The 18,643-nt window shown below is 55.9% G+C and carries 21 protein-coding genes and 1 pseudogene; 11 read left to right on the forward strand and 11 right to left on the reverse strand.

Annotated features, from left to right (window positions below; translation table 11 throughout):
* Positions 1–79: 79 nt before the first annotated feature.
* The 4 genes and pseudogenes from ATU_RS24115 to ATU_RS24130 all read left to right on the forward strand — a co-directional run bounded on the left by ATU_RS24115 (position 80) and on the right by ATU_RS24130 (position 3,950).
* Entirely contained in the window at positions 80–394 is a 315-nt protein-coding gene (locus ATU_RS24115) for a DUF6804 family protein (protein WP_035257820.1), read from the forward strand.
* A gap of 52 nt (positions 395–446) precedes the next feature.
* Entirely contained in the window at positions 447–1,226 is a 780-nt protein-coding gene (locus ATU_RS24120; protein WP_010974301.1) for a hypothetical protein, read from the forward strand.
* A gap of 324 nt (positions 1,227–1,550) precedes the next feature.
* Positions 1,551–2,260: pseudogene (locus ATU_RS24125) on the forward strand (DUF4158 domain-containing protein); the annotation flags it as partial.
* Between the two features lie 508 nt (positions 2,261–2,768).
* Positions 2,769–3,950 carry a Fic family protein gene (locus ATU_RS24130; RefSeq protein WP_010974302.1) on the forward strand — a complete coding sequence of 394 codons (1,182 nt, stop codon included), beginning with the start codon at positions 2,769–2,771 and terminating at the stop codon, positions 3,948–3,950.
* Between the two features lie 73 nt (positions 3,951–4,023).
* Here ATU_RS24130 and ATU_RS24135 read toward each other — a convergent pair whose 3' ends face one another.
* Genes ATU_RS24135 through ATU_RS24145 form a run of 3 tightly spaced genes read right to left on the reverse strand, consistent with a single transcriptional unit; the run spans position 4,024 to position 7,363 of the window.
* The gene (locus ATU_RS24135) at positions 4,024–4,926 is read right to left on the reverse strand and encodes a plasmid partitioning protein RepB C-terminal domain-containing protein (protein WP_010974303.1); all 903 of its coding nucleotides are present in this window, start codon (positions 4,924–4,926) and stop codon (positions 4,024–4,026) included.
* Complete coding sequence (locus tag ATU_RS24140) at positions 4,923–5,810, reverse strand: plasmid partitioning protein RepB C-terminal domain-containing protein (RefSeq protein WP_010974304.1); 888 nt, start codon at positions 5,808–5,810, stop codon at positions 4,923–4,925. The genes ATU_RS24135 and ATU_RS24140 overlap by 4 nt, the downstream gene beginning before the upstream one ends.
* Entirely contained in the window at positions 5,807–7,363 is a 1,557-nt protein-coding gene (locus ATU_RS24145) for a recombinase family protein (RefSeq protein ID WP_051883819.1), read from the reverse strand. Before ATU_RS24145 ends, ATU_RS24140 begins: the two co-directional genes overlap by 4 nt.
* A 61-nt stretch (positions 7,364–7,424) precedes the next feature.
* Here ATU_RS24145 and ATU_RS24150 point away from each other — a divergent pair, with 61 nt between their 5' ends.
* Positions 7,425–7,832: a hypothetical protein gene (locus ATU_RS24150; RefSeq protein ID WP_010974306.1), complete on the forward strand. Its 408-nt coding sequence runs from the start codon at positions 7,425–7,427 to the stop codon at positions 7,830–7,832.
* 48 nt (positions 7,833–7,880) lie between these two features.
* Here ATU_RS24150 and ATU_RS24155 read toward each other — a convergent pair whose 3' ends face one another.
* From ATU_RS24155 to ATU_RS26620, 7 genes are all read right to left on the reverse strand, one after another.
* Positions 7,881–9,008 (reverse strand): nucleotidyl transferase AbiEii/AbiGii toxin family protein, encoded by a 1,128-nt coding sequence (locus ATU_RS24155; protein ID WP_010974307.1) that lies wholly within the window; start codon positions 9,006–9,008, stop codon positions 7,881–7,883.
* Complete coding sequence (locus ATU_RS24160) at positions 8,989–9,729, reverse strand: DUF6088 family protein (protein WP_010974308.1); 741 nt, start codon at positions 9,727–9,729, stop codon at positions 8,989–8,991. Before ATU_RS24160 ends, ATU_RS24155 begins: the two co-directional genes overlap by 20 nt.
* Before the next feature lie 171 nt (positions 9,730–9,900).
* Positions 9,901–10,167 carry a hypothetical protein gene (locus tag ATU_RS24165; protein ID WP_035257815.1) on the reverse strand — a complete coding sequence of 89 codons (267 nt, stop codon included), beginning with the start codon at positions 10,165–10,167 and terminating at the stop codon, positions 9,901–9,903.
* A 2-nt stretch (positions 10,168–10,169) separates the two neighbouring features.
* Positions 10,170–10,418 (reverse strand): hypothetical protein, encoded by a 249-nt coding sequence (locus ATU_RS24170; RefSeq protein ID WP_071241513.1) that lies wholly within the window; start codon positions 10,416–10,418, stop codon positions 10,170–10,172.
* A gap of 15 nt (positions 10,419–10,433) precedes the next feature.
* A complete protein-coding gene (locus ATU_RS24175) occupies positions 10,434–10,670 on the reverse strand; it encodes a hypothetical protein (RefSeq protein ID WP_010974310.1) in 237 nt (78 codons plus the stop codon).
* Positions 10,671–10,754: 84 nt separating this feature from the next.
* Positions 10,755–11,531: an exodeoxyribonuclease III gene (xth, locus tag ATU_RS24180; protein WP_010974311.1), complete on the reverse strand. Its 777-nt coding sequence runs from the start codon at positions 11,529–11,531 to the stop codon at positions 10,755–10,757.
* 11 nt (positions 11,532–11,542) lie between these two features.
* On the reverse strand, positions 11,543–11,719 hold the full coding sequence (locus ATU_RS26620; protein ID WP_010974312.1) for a hypothetical protein: 177 nt from the start codon (positions 11,717–11,719) through the stop codon (positions 11,543–11,545).
* A 199-nt stretch (positions 11,720–11,918) separates the two neighbouring features.
* On the opposite strand from ATU_RS26620, the gene ku (ATU_RS24185) reads away from it, so the two are divergent.
* The 6 genes from ku (ATU_RS24185) (at position 11,919) to ATU_RS24210 (ending at position 15,973) form a co-directional block, all read left to right on the forward strand.
* A complete protein-coding gene (gene ku / locus ATU_RS24185) occupies positions 11,919–12,815 on the forward strand; it encodes a non-homologous end joining protein Ku (RefSeq protein ID WP_010974313.1) in 897 nt (298 codons plus the stop codon).
* Positions 12,816–12,827: 12 nt separating this feature from the next.
* The gene (ku, locus tag ATU_RS24190) at positions 12,828–13,640 is read left to right on the forward strand and encodes a non-homologous end joining protein Ku (RefSeq protein WP_010974314.1); all 813 of its coding nucleotides are present in this window, start codon (positions 12,828–12,830) and stop codon (positions 13,638–13,640) included.
* Complete coding sequence (gene ligD / locus ATU_RS24195) at positions 13,637–14,674, forward strand: non-homologous end-joining DNA ligase (protein WP_010974315.1); 1,038 nt, start codon at positions 13,637–13,639, stop codon at positions 14,672–14,674. Before ku (ATU_RS24190) ends, ligD (ATU_RS24195) begins: the two co-directional genes overlap by 4 nt.
* Positions 14,675–14,839: 165 nt before the next feature.
* Positions 14,840–15,316, forward strand: coding sequence for an Hsp20 family protein (locus ATU_RS24200; protein ID WP_010974316.1), 477 nt, complete (start codon positions 14,840–14,842; stop codon positions 15,314–15,316).
* 72 nt (positions 15,317–15,388) lie between these two features.
* Positions 15,389–15,688: a DUF982 domain-containing protein gene (locus tag ATU_RS24205; protein ID WP_010974317.1), complete on the forward strand. Its 300-nt coding sequence runs from the start codon at positions 15,389–15,391 to the stop codon at positions 15,686–15,688.
* A 9-nt stretch (positions 15,689–15,697) separates the two neighbouring features.
* Positions 15,698–15,973: a hypothetical protein gene (locus ATU_RS24210; protein WP_010974318.1), complete on the forward strand. Its 276-nt coding sequence runs from the start codon at positions 15,698–15,700 to the stop codon at positions 15,971–15,973.
* Between the two features lie 11 nt (positions 15,974–15,984).
* Here the strand turns inward: ATU_RS24210 and ligD (ATU_RS24215) are convergent, their stop codons facing one another.
* Positions 15,985–18,639: a DNA ligase D gene (gene ligD / locus ATU_RS24215; RefSeq protein ID WP_010974319.1), complete on the reverse strand. Its 2,655-nt coding sequence runs from the start codon at positions 18,637–18,639 to the stop codon at positions 15,985–15,987.
* Positions 18,640–18,643 lie beyond the last annotated feature (4 nt).

Genomic DNA, 18,643 nt, shown 5'->3' on the forward strand with positions numbered 1-18,643 from the left:
CAAGAGATTGTATCTGCCTGCTTTCCAAACTTATGTTTGTGAATTAGATGATTTTCATAGACATGTTTGGGGGGCTTACGTGACCATATTTCCACGCCACATCATCCTCCTTCCAGCAGTAGCATTAGTGATTGCTATATTTCCGTTGCCCTATGGCTACTACACGCTGTTGCGCCTCGTCATCACTGCATTCGCAGCGTTCTTCGCTTACATCGAGTACGGACAGCACAAGGCGTTTACGGGTTGGGTGTTCGGCTTCATTTGCGTGGCGTTGCTGTTTAACCCGCTTATCCCGGTGCATTTGAGCCGGTCGTCGTGGTTCATTCTTGATCTGATTGCCGCCGGTGCATTCGCGGCATACTGGAAGTTCTTTGACAAGATATCGCGAGCTTGACCGCTATCTGGAGAAGTGACGATATTCATCACCCGGTGCGAGGGAACTCGTGATGGCTTCTGGAAAATGCGCACTCACGTTGAAAGAAGGGTCTTTTGTTGATAGTCACATTATCCCTCGCGCCCTGACGCAAACGACCAACAAAGAGGCAGGGTTCGTTCAAGTTGGCGGTGACGCAAAGGGGAAAAAACGTTGGAGCAGTTGGTATGACAATAAACTTTGCACCGCAGAAGGAGAAAAAATCCTCTCCGATTTAGATGATTGGGCAATCAAATTTCTGCGTTCAAACCGTATGGTGTGGAGTGGATGGGGGCCAGTTCAGCAACTTGATGACCGTATTATAGCGGGTCCGTATGGCGTGAAAAGCGTCGAGGTCGCAGAGCCGGATCGCCTTCGTTTATTCATGATCAGTTTGCTTTGGAGAGCAGCCGCAACAAGGTTACAAGAGTTTACGGACATCAATGTTCCAGACGACGACTTGGAAACCATGCGTGTCGCTCTCGTCAACAACACACTGCCCCCTGTCGGTTTCTACCCCGCTAGTCTAAGCCAGTTGCGGACGATTGGGATAAAGCATAACCAATCTCCGACCTCGGGTATAAAAACCCTACCAGACCTAGAGAAAGAAGAAATGAAAAATGTACCAATCTTTCGCTTCTACTTCGACGGGCTGATTATCCATTTTCATAGGACACCATCTGACCCAGATGCGCAGGCATTGGGTCCGCTTATCGTTGGCAATGAAAAAAGTCTCACTATATCAACCATTGACTACGAAACATCACTCCAACGGGAAATTCTTTTCAACTTTATCGCCTCAACAGGAATATAGCCATCATTGCGCCGCCAATCGGTAAAGCATGGCATCTGCTGGATCAAGAAAACTAGCCAGTATCACCGGCTCGTAACGTGCTACGAGTAGGGCCAGGGCGAGGTCCGCAACCGGCGCATCCGGCTTTGGTGCCGCGATGTGGGGTCAGAACAAGAGCAGTCCGAAATCGTACGCTAAGGCCGAACGAAGCATGAACAATGCCGTAGTTCGGATTTTGGACGTTCGATCTCTGTAGATTGCCATCGATATTCGCTGGTTTTGATTTCTCTGTCCGGCCCGACTCGACAACGCTAAGCGCAGCTTGGTTATGAATGGAGTCGGGCTATGGCAAAGCGCAACCTTCTCAAAGATCAATATCGCCGAAAGCTTGTCGATATCCCTGTCGACGAGGACAGCTTATTCCGACACTACTCATTGTCACGAGCCGATCGCCTAGAGATCGAACTGCGCAGACGCAATCACAACCGGCTTGGCTTTGCCATTCAGCTATGTCTGATGCGATACCCGGGTCGAGTGCTGGGGGCAGAAGAAATTCCGCCACGCGCCATGCTTAAATATGTTGCTGATCAGATCGGCGCCGCCCCGGAAGCATTTTCGCTCTATGCACGCCGTGAAGAAACCCGTCGGGATCAAACAGCACGGCTAATGATGTATCTGGATACGAGAGCGCGACGCTGCAAGATCGCCGCGTCGCGCTACTGTCTGCAATTCAGGCGGCGGCCACGTCCGACGACGGTGCTGCGATAGTCAGTTCGATTGTCGCCGCGTTTCGTGAACGCGGCGCTCTTCTACCGGCGATCGACACGATCGAACGGATTGGCCTTGCCGGCCGTGCGATAGCTCGCCGTCGGGCAGAGACAACTCTGATTAAAGACGTTCCGCTCGATGCGCTCCGATCATTGGACCGGCTGTTAGAAATGGACCCGTTGATCGGCCAGACGCGCTTCCATTGGCTACGCTCGGCGCCAGAAGCGCCAGGTGCGTCGAATCTGGTCGGGCTGACAGAGCGGATAGCCTTTCTGCGGCGGTACGATTTTGCACTGCTCTTGTTCCCGCCCCGTTTAGGTAAACTGCGCATCGGCATGGATCCGCTCGTAGTTCTTATCTTCTAACTCCATCAGCCATTGCATTCAGTTAAACTTACATCTCTTAGATCAAAATATGAGATTCATGTGATTGCAAAAGCTGCGCGAGCAAGTTTATGCTGATTACACGGTACCGCATTGATTGGACAGCCTCTACCTGATCAGTTGAATGGCAGGCCATTCGAGGACGACTCGAATATAACATATAGGATTTACTTCACTATATCTTTATTTTCTAGCTTGGACAGTTAATGATGGCGGAAGAATGCTTTGTTTTCCCTTCTTTACTCTGTTGAATCAGCGACGATTTCCGAATGGTCGGAGTTAACCTGTGCCGCCTGGACCAAAGCTCAGGAGTTCAATGTCGGCGCGTTAATTAAGCGCACTTATCTACGTCTGTTGCTTAATTAAATGAAATGCGCCTTGCTTAAATAAGGGGCACGATTGATATTGGGTTATGTCTGATTCCGAATCCAAAAACCGCCTGGGTCGTTTCGTCGAGACGGTCGCTGCCAGTGAAACAGTGCGGGCGTTCGTGCCCCCACCATTGCCGCCTGCGCCGGCGATTGATGTGCTTTCATTGCTAGAGCGCCTCAGCTTGGCTGAGCGCGCACTAGGACGTCTGGATGGTATCACAATGCTGCTGCCGAGACAGGAGCTGTTTCTTTATATGTATGTAAGAAAGGAAGCCGTTCTTTCCTCGCAGATTGAAGGCACGCAGTCGACCCTTTCTGATCTCTTGCGGTTTGAGACCGAAGCGCAAGCCGGGCAGCCGGTTGATGATATCCGTGAAGTATCCAACTATGTTGACGCCATGATGTATGGTTTAGAGCGGCTGGAAACGTTGCCCATGTCGTTACGTCTGATCCGCGAGATGCACGCCAGGCTCCTACACAGTGGGCGGGGAGGCACCAAGGATCCAGGAGAGTTCCGCCGCTCGCAAAATTGGATTGGTGGCACGCGCCCCGGTAACGCACTCTTTGTACCGCCACCCGTTACTGAAATGGCCGGTTGCCTGGATGCGTTCGAGCGCTTCATGCATGACGATCAATCACGGTTACCCGCGCTAATCAAAGCTGGCCTGCTACATGTGCAGTTCGAAACAATCCATCCGTTTCTCGATGGTAACGGTCGTATTGGCCGGCTGCTCGTGACCCTATATCTTTGCATGAACGGCGTTTTGCGAAAGCCGCTGCTGTACCTCAGCCTCTATCTGAAGTCCCATCGGAGAGAGTATTATCGATTGCTGCAAGAGGTTCGCGAACATGGTAATTGGGAAGCCTGGCTAGAGTTTTTCCTGACGGGCGTCGCCGACACTGCCAATCAAGCGTTTGAGGCAGCTACTCAGATCGTCGATCTTTTCAAGGAAGATCGGGAGCGGATAACGATGGAGAGTGATAGAGCAGGGTCGGCCCTTCGCATTCATGAGCTTTTCCAGCAGAATCCTTTTCACACAGCTAACCAAATTGTTCAGGTGACGGGACTGTCGGCACCAACGGTCAACGCTGCACTTGCCGACCTAGAGCGATTGGGCATCGTTGATGAGGTTACCGGCCGTAAGCGTGGCCGGGTATTCAGCTATCGACGATACCTTGCTATTCTAGGAGAAGGCACCGATCCCTTGCCTCTCAATTCATGACAAATTGATGGGCCGAAGGTTCGATTCCGCTCAAGGTGTAATGCTTGGCGTCGACGTTGAATCGAAGGCTGATTCAGTTGGCTGCCAACCCAGTCTGGTCGAGGGATGAGGCGACGATGATGGCCCGGAATTCGTCCAGAAACTCCGGGTAGCGCTGAGTGAGAAAGCGTTCGATTTCCGAATTCCCGACGAGTTTGCTGAGGTATCCCGAAGCCACGACCAAGTGCAAAATATCATCGCCATAGGATTCCTCGATCTGCTTGAAGTCCTGATGGAGTGAAGCCATTTCTCGCTCCATACGTGCCATTTGTTCTCTGGTCAGGCCACCGATCTTTTTCGGACGATCTGGTTTTGCAAGATCTTCCTGTTTTGTCGCTGCCAGTAACGCCTTTGCATAGCTGGAGGTCCAATTGTGCACGGTCAGCATCAATTCCGCGGACTCGATCTGTCGCATCGGCCTCATTTTTCTCAGCACGTCGAATGTCACCGGGTTAACCGACTTGTCCTTTAGAAGTTCAATCACCTCCGGGCATATGCCGTCGAGTAGCGTCCGGCGGCGTTTGATCATCGAAATATCCAGGTCGAAGGTTTTTGCCAGTTTCTCCTCTGGGACGCCGCTATTGAGCGCCTTTATCAGCATGTAATGTTCCTGGACCGTGGCCAGTCGGTTCACACGTTTGTTGTAAGTGAAGCCTTCATCGTCGTTCGCGATCAGGCAGCGGATGGTAGTGGCACCTCGGTCAAGCGCGATTGTGAACCGGATGTGGCCATCCAGCAGCATGAACTTATCCTCATTCTCCTCCAATCTAGAGATTACGATGGGCTCGACAATTCCGACCTCCGAAATCGAACTGGCGATTCGCTTGTATTTTACGGTCTTCTTTTGTGCCTCTGTGATGATTTTTCGCGGCAGGATCGCGGTCATGGGTAACTCGACGATTGCCTGTTCGAACGAGATGCGAACCGGCCCGCTCATTGTAGCCTCCCGCTGCCAAGCCGCTCGGCCAAGGGTTTTGGCATGTCCTTGATGGCTTCAGCTCGAAGCAGCGTCGTAAAATGCTCATCATCTATAAGACGGCGCAGGGCATTGACCAGAAACAGCAGACGGCTCTGAGCAAGTGTTGCCTTCTTGATTAACATCTTCTGGCGCTCGGTCTCTTTTTGGTAGGCTCGAACAAGCGCTGCGGCGGTCACCTGCTTTCGTGGACTGTCACCCCTGTAGGCTGCGCCACTCACGGTTTTTCCGGATAAATTGCGCTGCTCGACGATCTTGCGTATCGCAAGCACTTGGTTGCCAGGAATGGACTTTTGCTCATAGGCTTCAGCCAGCGCTTTCTGCACCTCGGCGTCTTTCGCACGTGAGATCTGCATCGCGATGCTTGCGGGAATAATCCCCTTCTCAACCCCCGCCAGGAGCCGCTCCTCACCGTGATCTAGCAGGTAGCAGACGGCATAGACATACTCCTCGGAAAAGTCGGTCTTCGTCGAAATCTCGGTAAGCGAATATCCCCGGTCGCGCAACACGGCGATCTCGCGAACGAGTTCCAAAGGTGAATGTTGACGGCGGGCAAGGTTTTCAACCAGGCTCATGACGAAGCAATCTTCAACGCTGGCATGGACGAGGATCGCGGGGATATGTGTCTGCCCCAGCGAAACGAACGCCTCTAATCTCCCTTGGCCACAAACCAAGTCGTATTCAGAATTGTCATCCCGAACGCTGACCGTGATTGGCCTCTTCAGTCCTAAATGGGCAATGCTGGTAACGAGTTCGTTGAAAATCTTTTTATTACGAACCCGTGGATTGAGGACATTGATTGCGTCGATCGGGATGGATTTGATTTCAGGTAATCCGTCAGTCATGCCGCCCTCCTAATGGGTACACGTTCTGTAAGCCGAATGAATCGAGACAGATCTGCACAGCGATAGGCATCGATGCCGATGGCATTGTCCTCCGCCACCGCGAGGTTTGCAGAGGCAAAATCGATCGCGGGGAGGAGATAGTAATCGAGGATCTTTTCGTTACCGGGAGCCATCCTGACAGCAATCGAGAGGTCTGGGTGGAGGCCATTGTCAAGCCGTATCTTCCAACGCAAGTTTCCCGCCGGTGTCTCGATACATCTGCAAACGACCACCGACACGGTGAATTCGCCATTGACTTTCAGAAGGTCGGTTGCCGCATCTCGAATAATTCGACCCCCGGCGTGTTCGACGGCCGCAATAATTCCGGACAGGACATCGGGGAAGAGGCTACGGAGCAGTCGGTTGATCTCTACATAGCGGTAGTCCCGGTCCGGCGTGTACCCGATCAACTTGTAGGCCCGCAGCAAGCTACCAAACCGCGAACCATAAATTGAACTTGAGGGCATCCCCTCCTGCTCGTCTATGATGATGGCACTCAACTTGCCGCTTTTCAGCAGCAATTGCGCCAATAGCGCTAGCATTTCATCATCTCGCAGACGGACTGTCCGCTCGGCAATAATTGCCGCAGCTCTCTGGAATAGATCCTTGCTTACGATCGGTTGGAAAACACCGCTAGCTCGTATTATCGCGTCCGGTGGGTTTCGGACACGACGCATCTTAAGCTTGAACGAGATGCGGTTGAAGACATTGTTACCGACGTATTTTTCGTTCGTGAGGACCTGATGCACCGTTCCTCGGGTCCAAGGTCTCCCCATGTCGGTAAATAAGTTTTCAGAATTGAGTATCCCGGCTATGGAGCATTCGTTCTGTCCTTTTTCCACGAACAGGCGATAGATCCTATCAACCACAGCCACCTCCGTTGCCGGGCCTGGCACGAGAATGACGCGGTCGGTTTGAATGCTCTTGCGTTCGCCATGGGCAAGCAAAGCCTTCGGCTCACCGCGTTCGTCGATAAGTTGCCGCCGTAGTCCAAAGCCAGCCGTCCCACCTTGGCGATAGCCAAGCTCCACGAGATGGCGTTGACCTTCAAAAACCTTACGGGAAAGATCTCGGCTATATTCGCCGGCCATCGCGCGCTTCATGTTCTTGATGATTGTCGTCGTCAGGCTGCCGTCATTGGCGAATTGCTCAGCGCAATATTCAACGGCAATGCCGGCTCGCGTACACAGATACTCCAAATAGGCGGACTCGTCGGCATTTTGAAAACGACCCCAACGGCTAACATCGTAGACAAGTATGATCGAAAAATCTGTCTGGCCGTTGCTAACGTCCTCGATCAAACTTTGCAGGGCATCCCGGCCGTCAAGTTTGAGTCCACTTTTTCCGGAATCCATGTATGTTTTGACGATGACGTAGTCGTTTTCGCGCGCGTACTTAGCGATCTCGATGGCTTGGTTTTCGGTAGAATACTTCTGATGCTCAGTGGACATGCGGACATACTGTGCCGCACGCACATTTTCAGTCTTGTGTGTCTGATCGCCAGCTCCGGTCATCTATTTCGCAGCTATTTTGAGGCATTTCCCGAGTTCTGATATTAATTCGAGGGGAAACGAAATGTCGCCTACGAACAAGGGCCGAAATATTCAGTCCAAAAAAGGACAAGGATTTCCTTCTTCAACCGGAGGGCGCTTAGGCGCTGCGGCCTTTGCTTCTGCCATAGCGACGGCACTGCGAAACGACTTCGGCGAGGGCAGGAGCGCCGTGAAAACGATTGCGGGCTTGACCCTGGCAAATGAACGCGCGGTCAAAAACTGGTTCAACGGGATTAACGGGCCTAGTGGCGAGTTTCTAATCCTGCTGTGCCGGCATTCAGACACGGTTCTCGAAACCTTTCTTATGTTGGCCGGCCACGGTGAACTCGTGAAGGTCAAAAAATTCGGAGACGTCAAAACCAAACTCAACGAAATGCTTTTGCTGTTGGGCGACCTCGAGCATCTCAACGACAAACCTACGATCGGCTGACACACAAACGGGCCAACGGTTCAACTCCCTTCAAGGCGACACGATCAGCTAGCTCTCGCATTTGCCTTTAAACCGGGGTTTGTCTGCGATTGAGTTGAGAAAGGATTCCAACTCTTCAATGCTAGCCATGACAGATCCAAATTCCGGCGGCGTTCCAAATATCATGGCGGACATTCTCTCGTAGTCGGATGCGAGTTTTTTGCGCATCTCGGGCGTGGGCACCAGCCGAAAACTTCCTGGGACGGCTCGATCATATCGATGGTCCGGCGCGCGAAACATCAACTCTTTATGCCAGCGGCAAGCCTCGGCAAGGTCCAGCATCGATGCAGTGGTCTTGCCGTAGTTGGGATCGGTCCAAATTTGATGAACATCGTAATAATGGCGCGAGTATCGATTGAGGTCTGGAACTTTGAGCGAAGGGTTACCGGACATGCTCCGTTTTTCCGTCATCTCGGTCATAGCGTGAAGGATCAAAACTTTTTCCCAAAAGGTGCGCTCTGGCTTAACGGTTGTTACATTCTGGACAGTCAGGTCACTGCCCTTTGGCATTTCCGAGGCGACGTATGGGATGATCTCTCGCTTCTCGGCCGGAACCGGATCCGGGCGGGCCCCGCCTTCGATGCGCACTGCGGCCTCGACATAACCGCCGCTCGTGTCAAAGACGCTTTCGTATCCCAGAACAAGTACGTCAAGCGCCTCCTTCTTTCGGTAGAGATCGTATCCGAAGTCGAGCGAAAAATGCCCCGATTGTCCGGTCTCTCCCTCGACCGCAGCGATTTCCTCATCTAGCAAACGCTTGAGCGGTCCGGACATATAATGGCGCGCTGCCTCGTCCACCTGCTCAGCCAGAGCCTTTTGCTGTTGATTGACGGAGGGAAGTGCTGCGATATCGGCCTCGAGCGGAACTTTTAGATCTGCTTTGTAGATGCCGATGTCGATGTCTTCGGAGAAACGCTTTATCAGGCCATATGCCTTGCTGAGGCTGGTGCCGCCCTTAAAGTAAAGGCCTATCGCATCATCCTTGCGCCGGTTGAAAAAGAAGTCCAGCACCCAGCAGACGTACAGATCCTTCTCGATATTCTCGGCCCGCGTCTCAAGGTCGGACGCAGCGGCGGAGAATAGTGCTCTCCGCTCGTCAGCGCTTGAGCGAAGGATATCAATGAAACCCTGGCGCATGTTCATCCTTTCCCTCGTTGCCTTGTGAAGTACCTCCATCCGCCTGAGGCGGTGGACCGGCAGTTATGGTCTCTACCGCCTTGTACATCCAGGCCGGGATTGCGTGGATGTTTTCCCGCAGATCCTCTACAATCGGCTGCCTGTGGGGGCTGCGTGCCAGGTAGCGGACGATACCATCGACAACAGTTTCCAGATTGGATCGCTCGTCACGAAACCAGTGGAGGGCTTGGATCACTCGCATTGCCGGCCGGCCCGCCCAAAAAGCAGTCTTTGCCGAAATGCGCTTGAAGTCCAAGATGTAGATTACAGGCTTCGTGGCCTCCGCATCGCCGGCATTGGCCTCGATCTCGATGGTCCGGGGATATGTGTCCGCATAGATTGTTGACCTGGCGGGGACGGCCGTGGTCAGGCCAAGATCATTGGCAGCCGTCATGCCATCGACGCAAACACGAAGTTTGTCACGTCGCGCGATTGCATCGATGAATGAGGCCCGTGGCGGAAACACCATCTTGCCTGTCAGTTGGCTGACAGCTGGCTTGTCGTAAAGACCACGATGAGGGCGGCGGATGTCGCCGCGATTGGTCAGCCTCTGCAGCGCCTTTTCGACGGCGTTCGGTGTTGCGATATCCAAGAAGTCGGAGCGCGACCAAACCCCCGAAGGCGCCGCGTCGGCGATCCTTTGGTGAATGCGTTCCAAGGTGTCAGATGTGGGATCCGGCATAGTTGTCCTACATTGTGTCCAAAAATTATATACAAAAATTGGTCACGATGGCAACTCCCGCGTTACTGACCAATTTTTATATCAAAACATTGGTCAGTAGCGTCGCCCGGTTAGGCTTTCATGTGGTGAGGTGGATGTCTTTCCAACGGATGCAAAGCCGGCGCAGACAGATTATTGAAGCAGCTGCGCCTTGATCGCCTGTCCGACAGTGGTCAACTGTAGCACCGGTTCACCGCGGATGGAGCTCTCCTCGACCAGTTCCATCTTTTCCAGCCGCTCGACAAGCTTCTCCGACAGCCGCTTGTCACCTACCAGCCAACCCCTGCCCACTTTCCTCTGTCGCCGGAAGAAAGCAATTGCTCGAAGCGCTTCTTCTTGCGTCCGGGTCAGATTGCCTATTGCCTCGACGGCGGCGGGATGGTCTGCCGCATTGTTCATGGTCACCGCCCCCCATTTCTGTTCGACGGGTTATCGGCTGCGGGCCACTCGTTGGCAGGTTCTTCTATCGGTTCATCCGCCGGATCAGGGTCGCGATCATAGGCGAGCTGTCGCTTTGCCAGAACGTCCTGCAGCGTCTTTACGACACGCGCTGTTCCGTGTCCCTCATTTGCGAAACGATCGATTATCTCAGCGACGGCATCATCCAACTGCTGAAACAGCCGTTCCTGATTTTCAGATCTCGCACTCATCAAAAATCCTCCTGATCAGCCACCGACCCGGCGCTGCTGCCAATCCTTGTATGGCGCCATAAGCTGTCCCGGAAACCGATCTTCGATCGCCGTCTCCACCAAGCCGATTTGGGCGAACACATCGCTGTCATCGCGATCTTCAGGACGAATGCTCTCGCTTGCTTCCTCAAGCTCCTCCATCAGCCCAAACACTTCCTCGTCCGTCATCGCCGCCAGACGGTCCGCGAACTCCACGGCGTCGAAATCTTGCATACCGTCACTCCTATGTTTCTCTATCGGCCATCGCCACGGGTGGTGGGCCTGGAAACGACCGCACCAACATGTCCTTGAGATACGCTATTCATCATCCAGTTCAATCCAGACGGGCGCATGATCGCTGGTGTGCTCCCAGGCCCGCGCGAACTTGTCTACGCCGCAGGTTTGCAGTCGTTCCCGCAGCGATGGGCTCAGCAGGAAATGGTCGATGCGCAGCCCGGCATCGCGTGCGAAGGCGTTGCGGAAATACTTCCAGAACGTATAGATCCGCTCTTCCGGATGCAGCAGCCTGACGGCGTCCGTCCAGCCCATGGCAATGAGTTCGGCATAAGCTGCGCGCACCTCAGGCCGAAACAGGGCGTCATCCCGCCAGCGCTCCGGTTTATAGACGTCGAGATCGGTTGGCATCACATTGAAATCGCCGACCAGAGCCACAGGAACATCGAGTTCGAACAGTTCCGCGGCATAGGAGTACAGGCGCTCGAACCAGCGAAGTTTATAATCAAACTTCGGCCCAGGTGCTGGATTGCCGTTCGGAAGATACAGGCAGCCAATGACGATGCCATCAATGGCAGCCTCGATATAGCGGCTGTGGCTGTCGTCAGGATCTCCGGGAAGGCCGCGTCGTGTCTCACGCGGTTCCTGATCCCTGGCAAGGATTGCCACGCCATTCCAGGATTTCTGGCCGCGCCAGATCGCACCGTAGCCCGCGCGCTCGATCTCGCGGCGCGGGAATTTGTCGTTTGGCGCCTTCAATTCCTGCAGGCACACGACATCAGGCTTTGCCTCGGCGAGCCAGCGGAGCAAAACCTCCAGCCGACCGTTGATGCCGTTGACGTTGTAGGTAGCGAGCTTCACCGCCGTGGCCGTCAGTGCTTGCGATCGCCCTTGTCGCCCTGACCCGGTTTCGCATCATGCTTCGCGTCGTGGCGTGCATCGGCCGACAGCGAGCGAGAGACGTCGACACTCTCCTTGAATTTCCCCTCCTTGTCACGGCGGACATAACGCTTGTCAGTTCCCGTATCGATCAGTTCGCGTTTGCTCATGGCAGTGCTCCTTCAGGGTTGCTCCACGAACAAACGCGTGTGACCAGGAAAAGATGCACGAGAATCAAGAGACTAGCGCAGACTCGCAAAACGAGTAGGCCTGATCGCGCTAAGTCCTTGAAAATTGATTCGTTTCGACTCGGAACAATTACATGCTGATTCGCTTGAATCGCATTGGTTGTGTCAGGAGTTCTGCGTCATGGTTGCCCCGAGAGCGAATTGGAAAGGCTTCATCAAATACGGAGAGGTCGCTTGTCCGGTGGCGCTGTACACCGCAGCGTCATCTTCGGAACGGATCGCTTTCAACACGCTGAACCGCAAGACCGGAAACCGGGTCAAGCGCGAGTTCGTTGACAGCGAGACCGGCGATCCGGTCGAACGTGACGAGCAGGTCAAAGGATACGAGGTCGAAAACGGCCAATACATCATCCTTGAGCCCGAGGAGGTCGCGGCCGCAGTTCCTGACAGCGACAAGACGCTCAAGATCGACGCCTTCATCCCCTGCCACGAGATCGACGACGTCTATTTTGACAAGCCGTACTATCTGGCGCCGGACAAGATGGGCACGGATGCTTTTTTGCTTTTGCGCGACGGCATGAAGAAAGCCAAGGTTGCCGCGATTGCCCGGACGGTTCTCTTTCGCCGCGTTCGAACCGTCCTCATCCGTCCGCATGGCAAAGGGCTGATCGCCACAACGCTGAACTTCGATTACGAGGTGCGCTCCTCTCAGGAGGCGTTCGAGGAACTACCCGATCTGAAGATCGAAGGCGAAATGCTCGAGCTCGCTGAGCACATTATCGGCACCAAGAAGGGCAGCTTCGATGCCAGTGCCTTCGACGATCGCTACGAGGCTGCCGTTGCGGAGCTGGTGAAGGCAAAGATCGAGGGGAGGGCGCTTCCGAAGAAGAAGGCGCCGCCGGCGTCGAAGCCGAGCGATCTTCTTCAGGCCCTGCGCGAGAGCGCTGGTGTCGTTGCTAAGGCCGCGTCGAAGCGAACGGCTGCCAATGTCAATAAGGGCACGTCGCGCCAGAAGGTCGCCAAGGCCGCCGCTGCCAAAACCAAGTCTGCGGCCTCTCAGACCCGCCGCGCCGGTTGATCGGAGGAGATCATGGCTGTTCGTCCCTATTGGAAAGGCTATCTCAAGCTATCGCTCGTCACTTGCCCGGTGCAGATGATGCCGGCGACCTCCGAAAGCGAGAAGGTGCGCTTCCACACGCTCAACCGCGAGACCCAGAACCGCGTGGTCAGCCACTATGTCGATTCGGTCACCGGCAAAGAGGTCAAAGACGAAGATGAGGTCAAAGGCTACCAGCGTGGCGAGAACGAATACATCATACTGGAGGACGAGGAGCTGGAGAACGTCGCGCTCGACAGCACCAAGACGATCGACATTTCAACCTTCACGCCGCGCGACAGTGTGGAATGGATCTGGCTCGACACGCCCTATTATCTCTCGCCGAACGATCCGGTCGGACAGGAGGCCTTCTCCGTGATCCGTGACGCGATGGAAGCACAGAACATGGTCGGCATTTCGCGGCTGGTAATCTCTCGGCGCGAACGCGCCGTCATGCTCGAGCCACGCGGCAAGGGTATTGTCCTTTGGACCTTGCGCTACGGGGATGAAGTCCGCGACGAGGATACCTACTTTGCAGGCATCGATGATGAGGAGACGGCGGACAGGGAAATGATGCCTTTAGTGCAGCAACTGATCAAGAAGCAGACGAAGCATTGGGATGCGAAGATGGTCATTGACCCGGTGCAGGAACGGCTGCTCGACATCATCGCCGCCAAGAAGAAGGCGCTGAAAAAGTCGGCCAGGGCGAAACCGTCCGCGCCAGCAAAGTCGACGCCGAGCAACGTCATCAACATCATGGATGCTCTGAAAAAATCGGTCGCCGCCGAGAACCGGTCCAGCAAATGAGACGACGCGCCAAACCGCTGCTACAGGACGACAGTCTTTCCACCAAATCGCAGCCGCTTCGCAAGCGCGACCCGGCGCAGCCGAACCTTCCATTCGATCCGATGCCCGATCGGGTCGAGCCATGCCTTGCCATGCTGAAACCTGTTCCACCGACCGGCCCTGACTGGGCGTATGAGATCAAGTGGGACGGATATCGGCTGGCGGTGCACATCGAGCCTAAAGGTGTGCGGATTATCACCCGCGGCGGCCATGACTGGACACATCGGTTTCCCACGATTGCGGCAGCAGCCAAACGGCTGGGGATAGGAACTGCTATTCTGGATGGCGAAGCTGTTGTGCTGAATAGCGAGGGTCGCTCCGACTTCGGAGCGCTGCAGCGCTCGCTCGGCGGACGCGGCGGCAAACGAGCATCGAGCGAATCCATTCTGTTCGCCTTCGACCTGTTATACTTTGACGGGCACGATCTGACGAAGACCGAGCTGTCCGTCCGCCGACATCTCCTGACAGACTTGTTGGATGGTGCAGTTGGAGCGATCCAGCTGTCCGAGGAGGTGGCAGGAGAGGGCGCCGAACTCCTGGAAAACGCCCGCTCGCTTGGGTTGGAAGGCATCATAGCCAAACACCGGGACAGTCCGTACCGACCCGGCCGCACCGGCGACTGGCTGAAGATCAAATGCATTCAGAGCGAGAGCTTCATGATCGTCGGCTATGAGCAGTCTGCCGCCGCGCGAGGCGGGGTCGGTAGCCTGCTGCTGGCGGCTCGCCGCGACCACGACTGGGTCTATGTCGGGGCCGTTGGAACCGGGTTCAAGGAAAAGGATGCAGCCTATCTGAAGAAGACGCTCGACACGTTGAAGACCAGGACACCGGTCGTGCCGCTGAAGGGTAAGAACTACGTCTTCGCCCAGCCGACGCTGATTGCCGAGATCGAATTCCGTGGCTGGACCGACGACGGCAATCTGAGGCATGCATCTTACAAAGGGCTACGTGAGATTCAGGACAATGCTGCAGTCTTTGAGCTCGAATGGAGTTGATGTAGGCGGCCGTTGCGACTTCCTTTTTTTCCGCTGACGCTCTTGAATCCGAAATTCTCAAAAACCAAATCGATTGCCGCCAGCCGCTGACGACGGGGCTGGACTTGCTGGGAGCGCCGCCTTTCGGCGCTTCCGTACCCATGTTGCTTCAAGGAGGATATGGCTATGGCAACATCTTACGACTATGCACCTCTGTTCCGTTCGAGCGTCGGGTTCGATCGGGTCTTCAATCTTCTCGAAAACGCCCAGCGCGCCCGCTCGATCAGCGACTGGCCGCCCTATGACATCGTCAAGACCGGCGATGACAGATATCGCATCGCGATCGCGGTAGCGGGTTTCGAGCAGGGCGATCTCGATATCACCTTCCAGTCCAACCTGCTGACCGTAACCGGCAAGGAGCAGGAGACGGCCTCTGAAGGTTATCTGCATCGCGGCATTGCCGGCCGCCCGTTCGAACACCGGTTCGAGCTTGCCGATCATGTCAGGGTGAATGGCGCCGATCTGAAGAACGGTCTCCTGTCGATCGATCTCGTTCGCGAGATTCCCGAGGCCTTGAAACCGCAGAAGATCGACATCCAGACCAACCCGGCCCTCGCGCAACCGGTCGCCCCTGCGCAGATCGAAGCGCAGAAGGCCGCTTAATCAGAACGTTGGAAAAAATGGGCGCCGTCGTGACGGCGCCCGTCGACATTCCGGGTTGGGAAGGAGAGTATCATGAAACCCGACTTGTTCAGACGACCTGTTACCATCCTTGTCGGCCTTGGCTTCCCGGCTGAGGTCCGAAGCGTCATGGATGCCTACCGGCATCTTGCCGAATGGCCAGCATCGTTGCGCGATACGGCACATTCGATCGCGCTGAAAGCCTGTCGTGCGGCATTGCGCGGCGAGATTGAAGCGGAGACAGCACGCGGCCTCTTCGCAGCTTTCGCCGAAAAGCACGATCTCCTGGCGCCGGACACTGATGTCATCGCCGCTTCCAGTCGCCGGCACGACAAAGATCCGCACGTTCGCTAGGAGGCCGACATGGACCAGATTTTGCAGCAGGCCGCGAGCAATGCCGCGGCGGTGGGTCCGACGATCCTGCTACAGGGCATGCAGATTGAGCGGCCGCTTGACGTGGTGAAAGCGACTGGTCTCACTGTGGACGACAAACGGACCATACTGGCGGCATGGGCTTCAGATTACTATGCGTTGGATTCGACGCCGGCGTTCCGCCATATTCCCGGAACGCCGAAGCCGGTTTCCATCGATGAGCTTCAGGCTGCCCTTCGAGAGCTTGACCGGCGCTATGGCTTCTGACGACAGCGATCTTAGGCAGCCTGTTTCATCGACTTCGCCAATCGTTTGATGGCCTGCTCCAGCGAACGCTGCCCGTCGCAGTAATCCTGCCAGGCGGTCGTCTTCGACAACAGCGCCGGTACGGTGCGAATGGTGAAGCGTTTCGGATCGAGATCCGTTTTTACCTGCTTCCAGCTCAGTGGCATCGATACTGGTGCGCCTGCCCGCGCGCGCGGTGACAGCGGCGCAACAGCAGTCGCCATTCGGTCATTGCGCAGGTAGTCGAGGAAGATCCGACCGTTGCGCTGGTTCTTGGCCATCTTGATCAAATAAAGCTCCGGGGTCTCGCGTGCCATCTGCATGCAGACATCGTGTGCGAAGCCTTTCGCCTCCGGCCAGCTCAGCTTCTTTCCCTTCGGTACCGCAAGCGGCGTTACGACGTGAAGGCCCTTGCCTCCGGTGGTTTTGCAGAAGCTGACGAGGCCAAGTTCCTCCAGCCGGTCGCGCATCTCCCGAGCGGCTTCCACCACGGTTGAGAAGGGGACGTCCGGACCCGGATCAAGGTCGAAGACAAGACGGCCCGGCACCTCCGGTTGACCCGGCTCGCAATTCCACGGGTGCAGTTCGACGCCGCCGATCTGGGCAATGGCGGCAAGGCCCTCAACGCGATCAATCTGCAGATAGGGTTTCTTGTCGCCGAACACCTTGACCAGCTCGATCAGGTTCGACGTTCCCGGCATCGCGTGTCTCTGGAAGAACACCTCTCCACCGATGCCGTCGGGCGTCCGGATGATTGAGCATGGCCGTCCCTTGATATGGTCGATCAGCCATGGACCGACGGCCTCATGATAGCGCGCAAGATCTTCCTTGGTCACCGGCTCTCCGTCATTGGCATCGGGCCAGAGCGCTTTGTCCGGGCTGGAAATCATCACGCCCATCACCTCGGCCTTGGCGTTTTTGCCGCGTGCCGGCCTTGATGGCTTTGACTTGGCCGGCGTCGGGGTATCAGTCTTTGCCGGCGATGCCGGCTTTTCTGCCTCGACTTCGTGTGCAGGCTTGTCCTCGCGCAATCCCTTGAACGCCGCCTGGCGGACGAGGCCATCCGCAGTCCAGCCGGCGAACTGGATCTCCGCGACCAGTTCGGGTTTGACCCAGACCACGTTGGGATCCTTCTTTGGGGCGCCAATCCCGGTAAAGGGCGACTTTGAGGTTTCCAGTTCCCGGAGCCTCGGCAAGATCGTGTCGACCGTTTTGGCCCCGTAGCCAGTTCCGACGCGGCCGACATAGACGAAGTGATCACCCTTGAAGACTCCCACCAGCAGCGAGCGGAACTTGCCGTTGGTCTTGGCATAGGCGCCGATGACCACTTCGTGGCCGGCGCGGCATTTGGATTTGGCCCAGGTCTCGGTGCGGCCGGATTGATAGGGTGCATCCGCCTGCTTCGAAACAATGCCTTCCAGCGAGAGCTTGCAGGCCGACTTCAGGACGGCGTCGCCACCGGTTTCGAAATGTTCGACGAAACGCAGGCGTGGGTCCTCGCCGGCATCATCAAGCAGTGTCTGCAGGCGTTCCTTGCGTTCGGTCAACGGCAGTTGTCGTAGATCCTCGTTCTCCTCGAACAGCAGATCGAAGGCGAAATAGACCAGTTCGTCGGTCTTGCCTTCCGACAGTGCGGCCTGAAGTGCTGCGAAGTCCGGCGCACCGTTTTCATCGAGCGCGCAAATCTCCCCGTCGATAATGGCATCAGGTAAGTTTGCGGCCGATGTCGCAATCGCCGGATACTTGGCCGTCCAGTCCAGGCCCTTGCGGGTTTTAAGCGTCACCTCACCGTTTTCGATGCGGGTCTGGATGCGGTAGCCGTCGAACTTGATCTCGTGGATCCAGCCCTTGGCTGAAGGCGGGCGATCGAGCGTTTCGCAAAGCTGCGGCGGTATGAACTCCGGCATTGTCGACTTCGCTGGTTTTTTCAATGCTGGCTTTCGCTTTGCTTTCGTGTCCGAGGCACGTTCCTCCGCCGCTAGTCCATGATTGCTGTCCCAAACGGCATCCGCCTGGACGTCGCCGCTCTGCACCATGAACGGTTTTGGCTTCCTGCCCTTGCCAGCGGCGATCGCCTCCATAGTTCGGCCCGAGGCCACCGACGTGTCGTTTTCGTCGAGGACAGCGGCGCCCTTTTCTTCAACAGAGAAGTCGTCGCGATGTTTGATCAGCAGCCAATTCGTCCGCTTACCCCCGTCGCGGTCATTGCGCATCCGCACCAGAACGAAGCTGCCATGCAGCCGCTCTCCCTCCAGCGTGAACTTGAAATCCCCTTTGGCGAGCGCCTGTTCGGGCGTCTTGTTGCCTTCCGGCTCCCAGTACCCGCGATCCCACAGCATGACCGTGCCGCCGCCATACTGCCCCTTGGGGATCGTGCCTTCGAAGTCGCCATAGTCCAACGGATGGTCTTCGACCTCGACAGCCAGGCGCTTGTCGTGCGGATCGAGAGAGGGCCCCTTGGTTACAGCCCAGGATTTGAACACGCCGTCGAGTTCGAGGCGCAGGTCGTAATGCAGTCGGGTCGCATCGTGCTTCTGGATAACAAAGCGCCTCCGGTTCGACGCCTTCAGCTTCGCTGCGCCGCTAGGCTCCTGCGTTTTTTGAAAATCGCGTTTCTGCTTGTAGGTCGAGAGCTTGTCGCTGGCCATGGCA

Origin of the sequence: Agrobacterium fabrum str. C58, assembly GCF_000092025.1 — a bacterium.
Classification (GTDB): Bacteria; Pseudomonadota; Alphaproteobacteria; order Rhizobiales; family Rhizobiaceae; genus Agrobacterium; species Agrobacterium fabrum.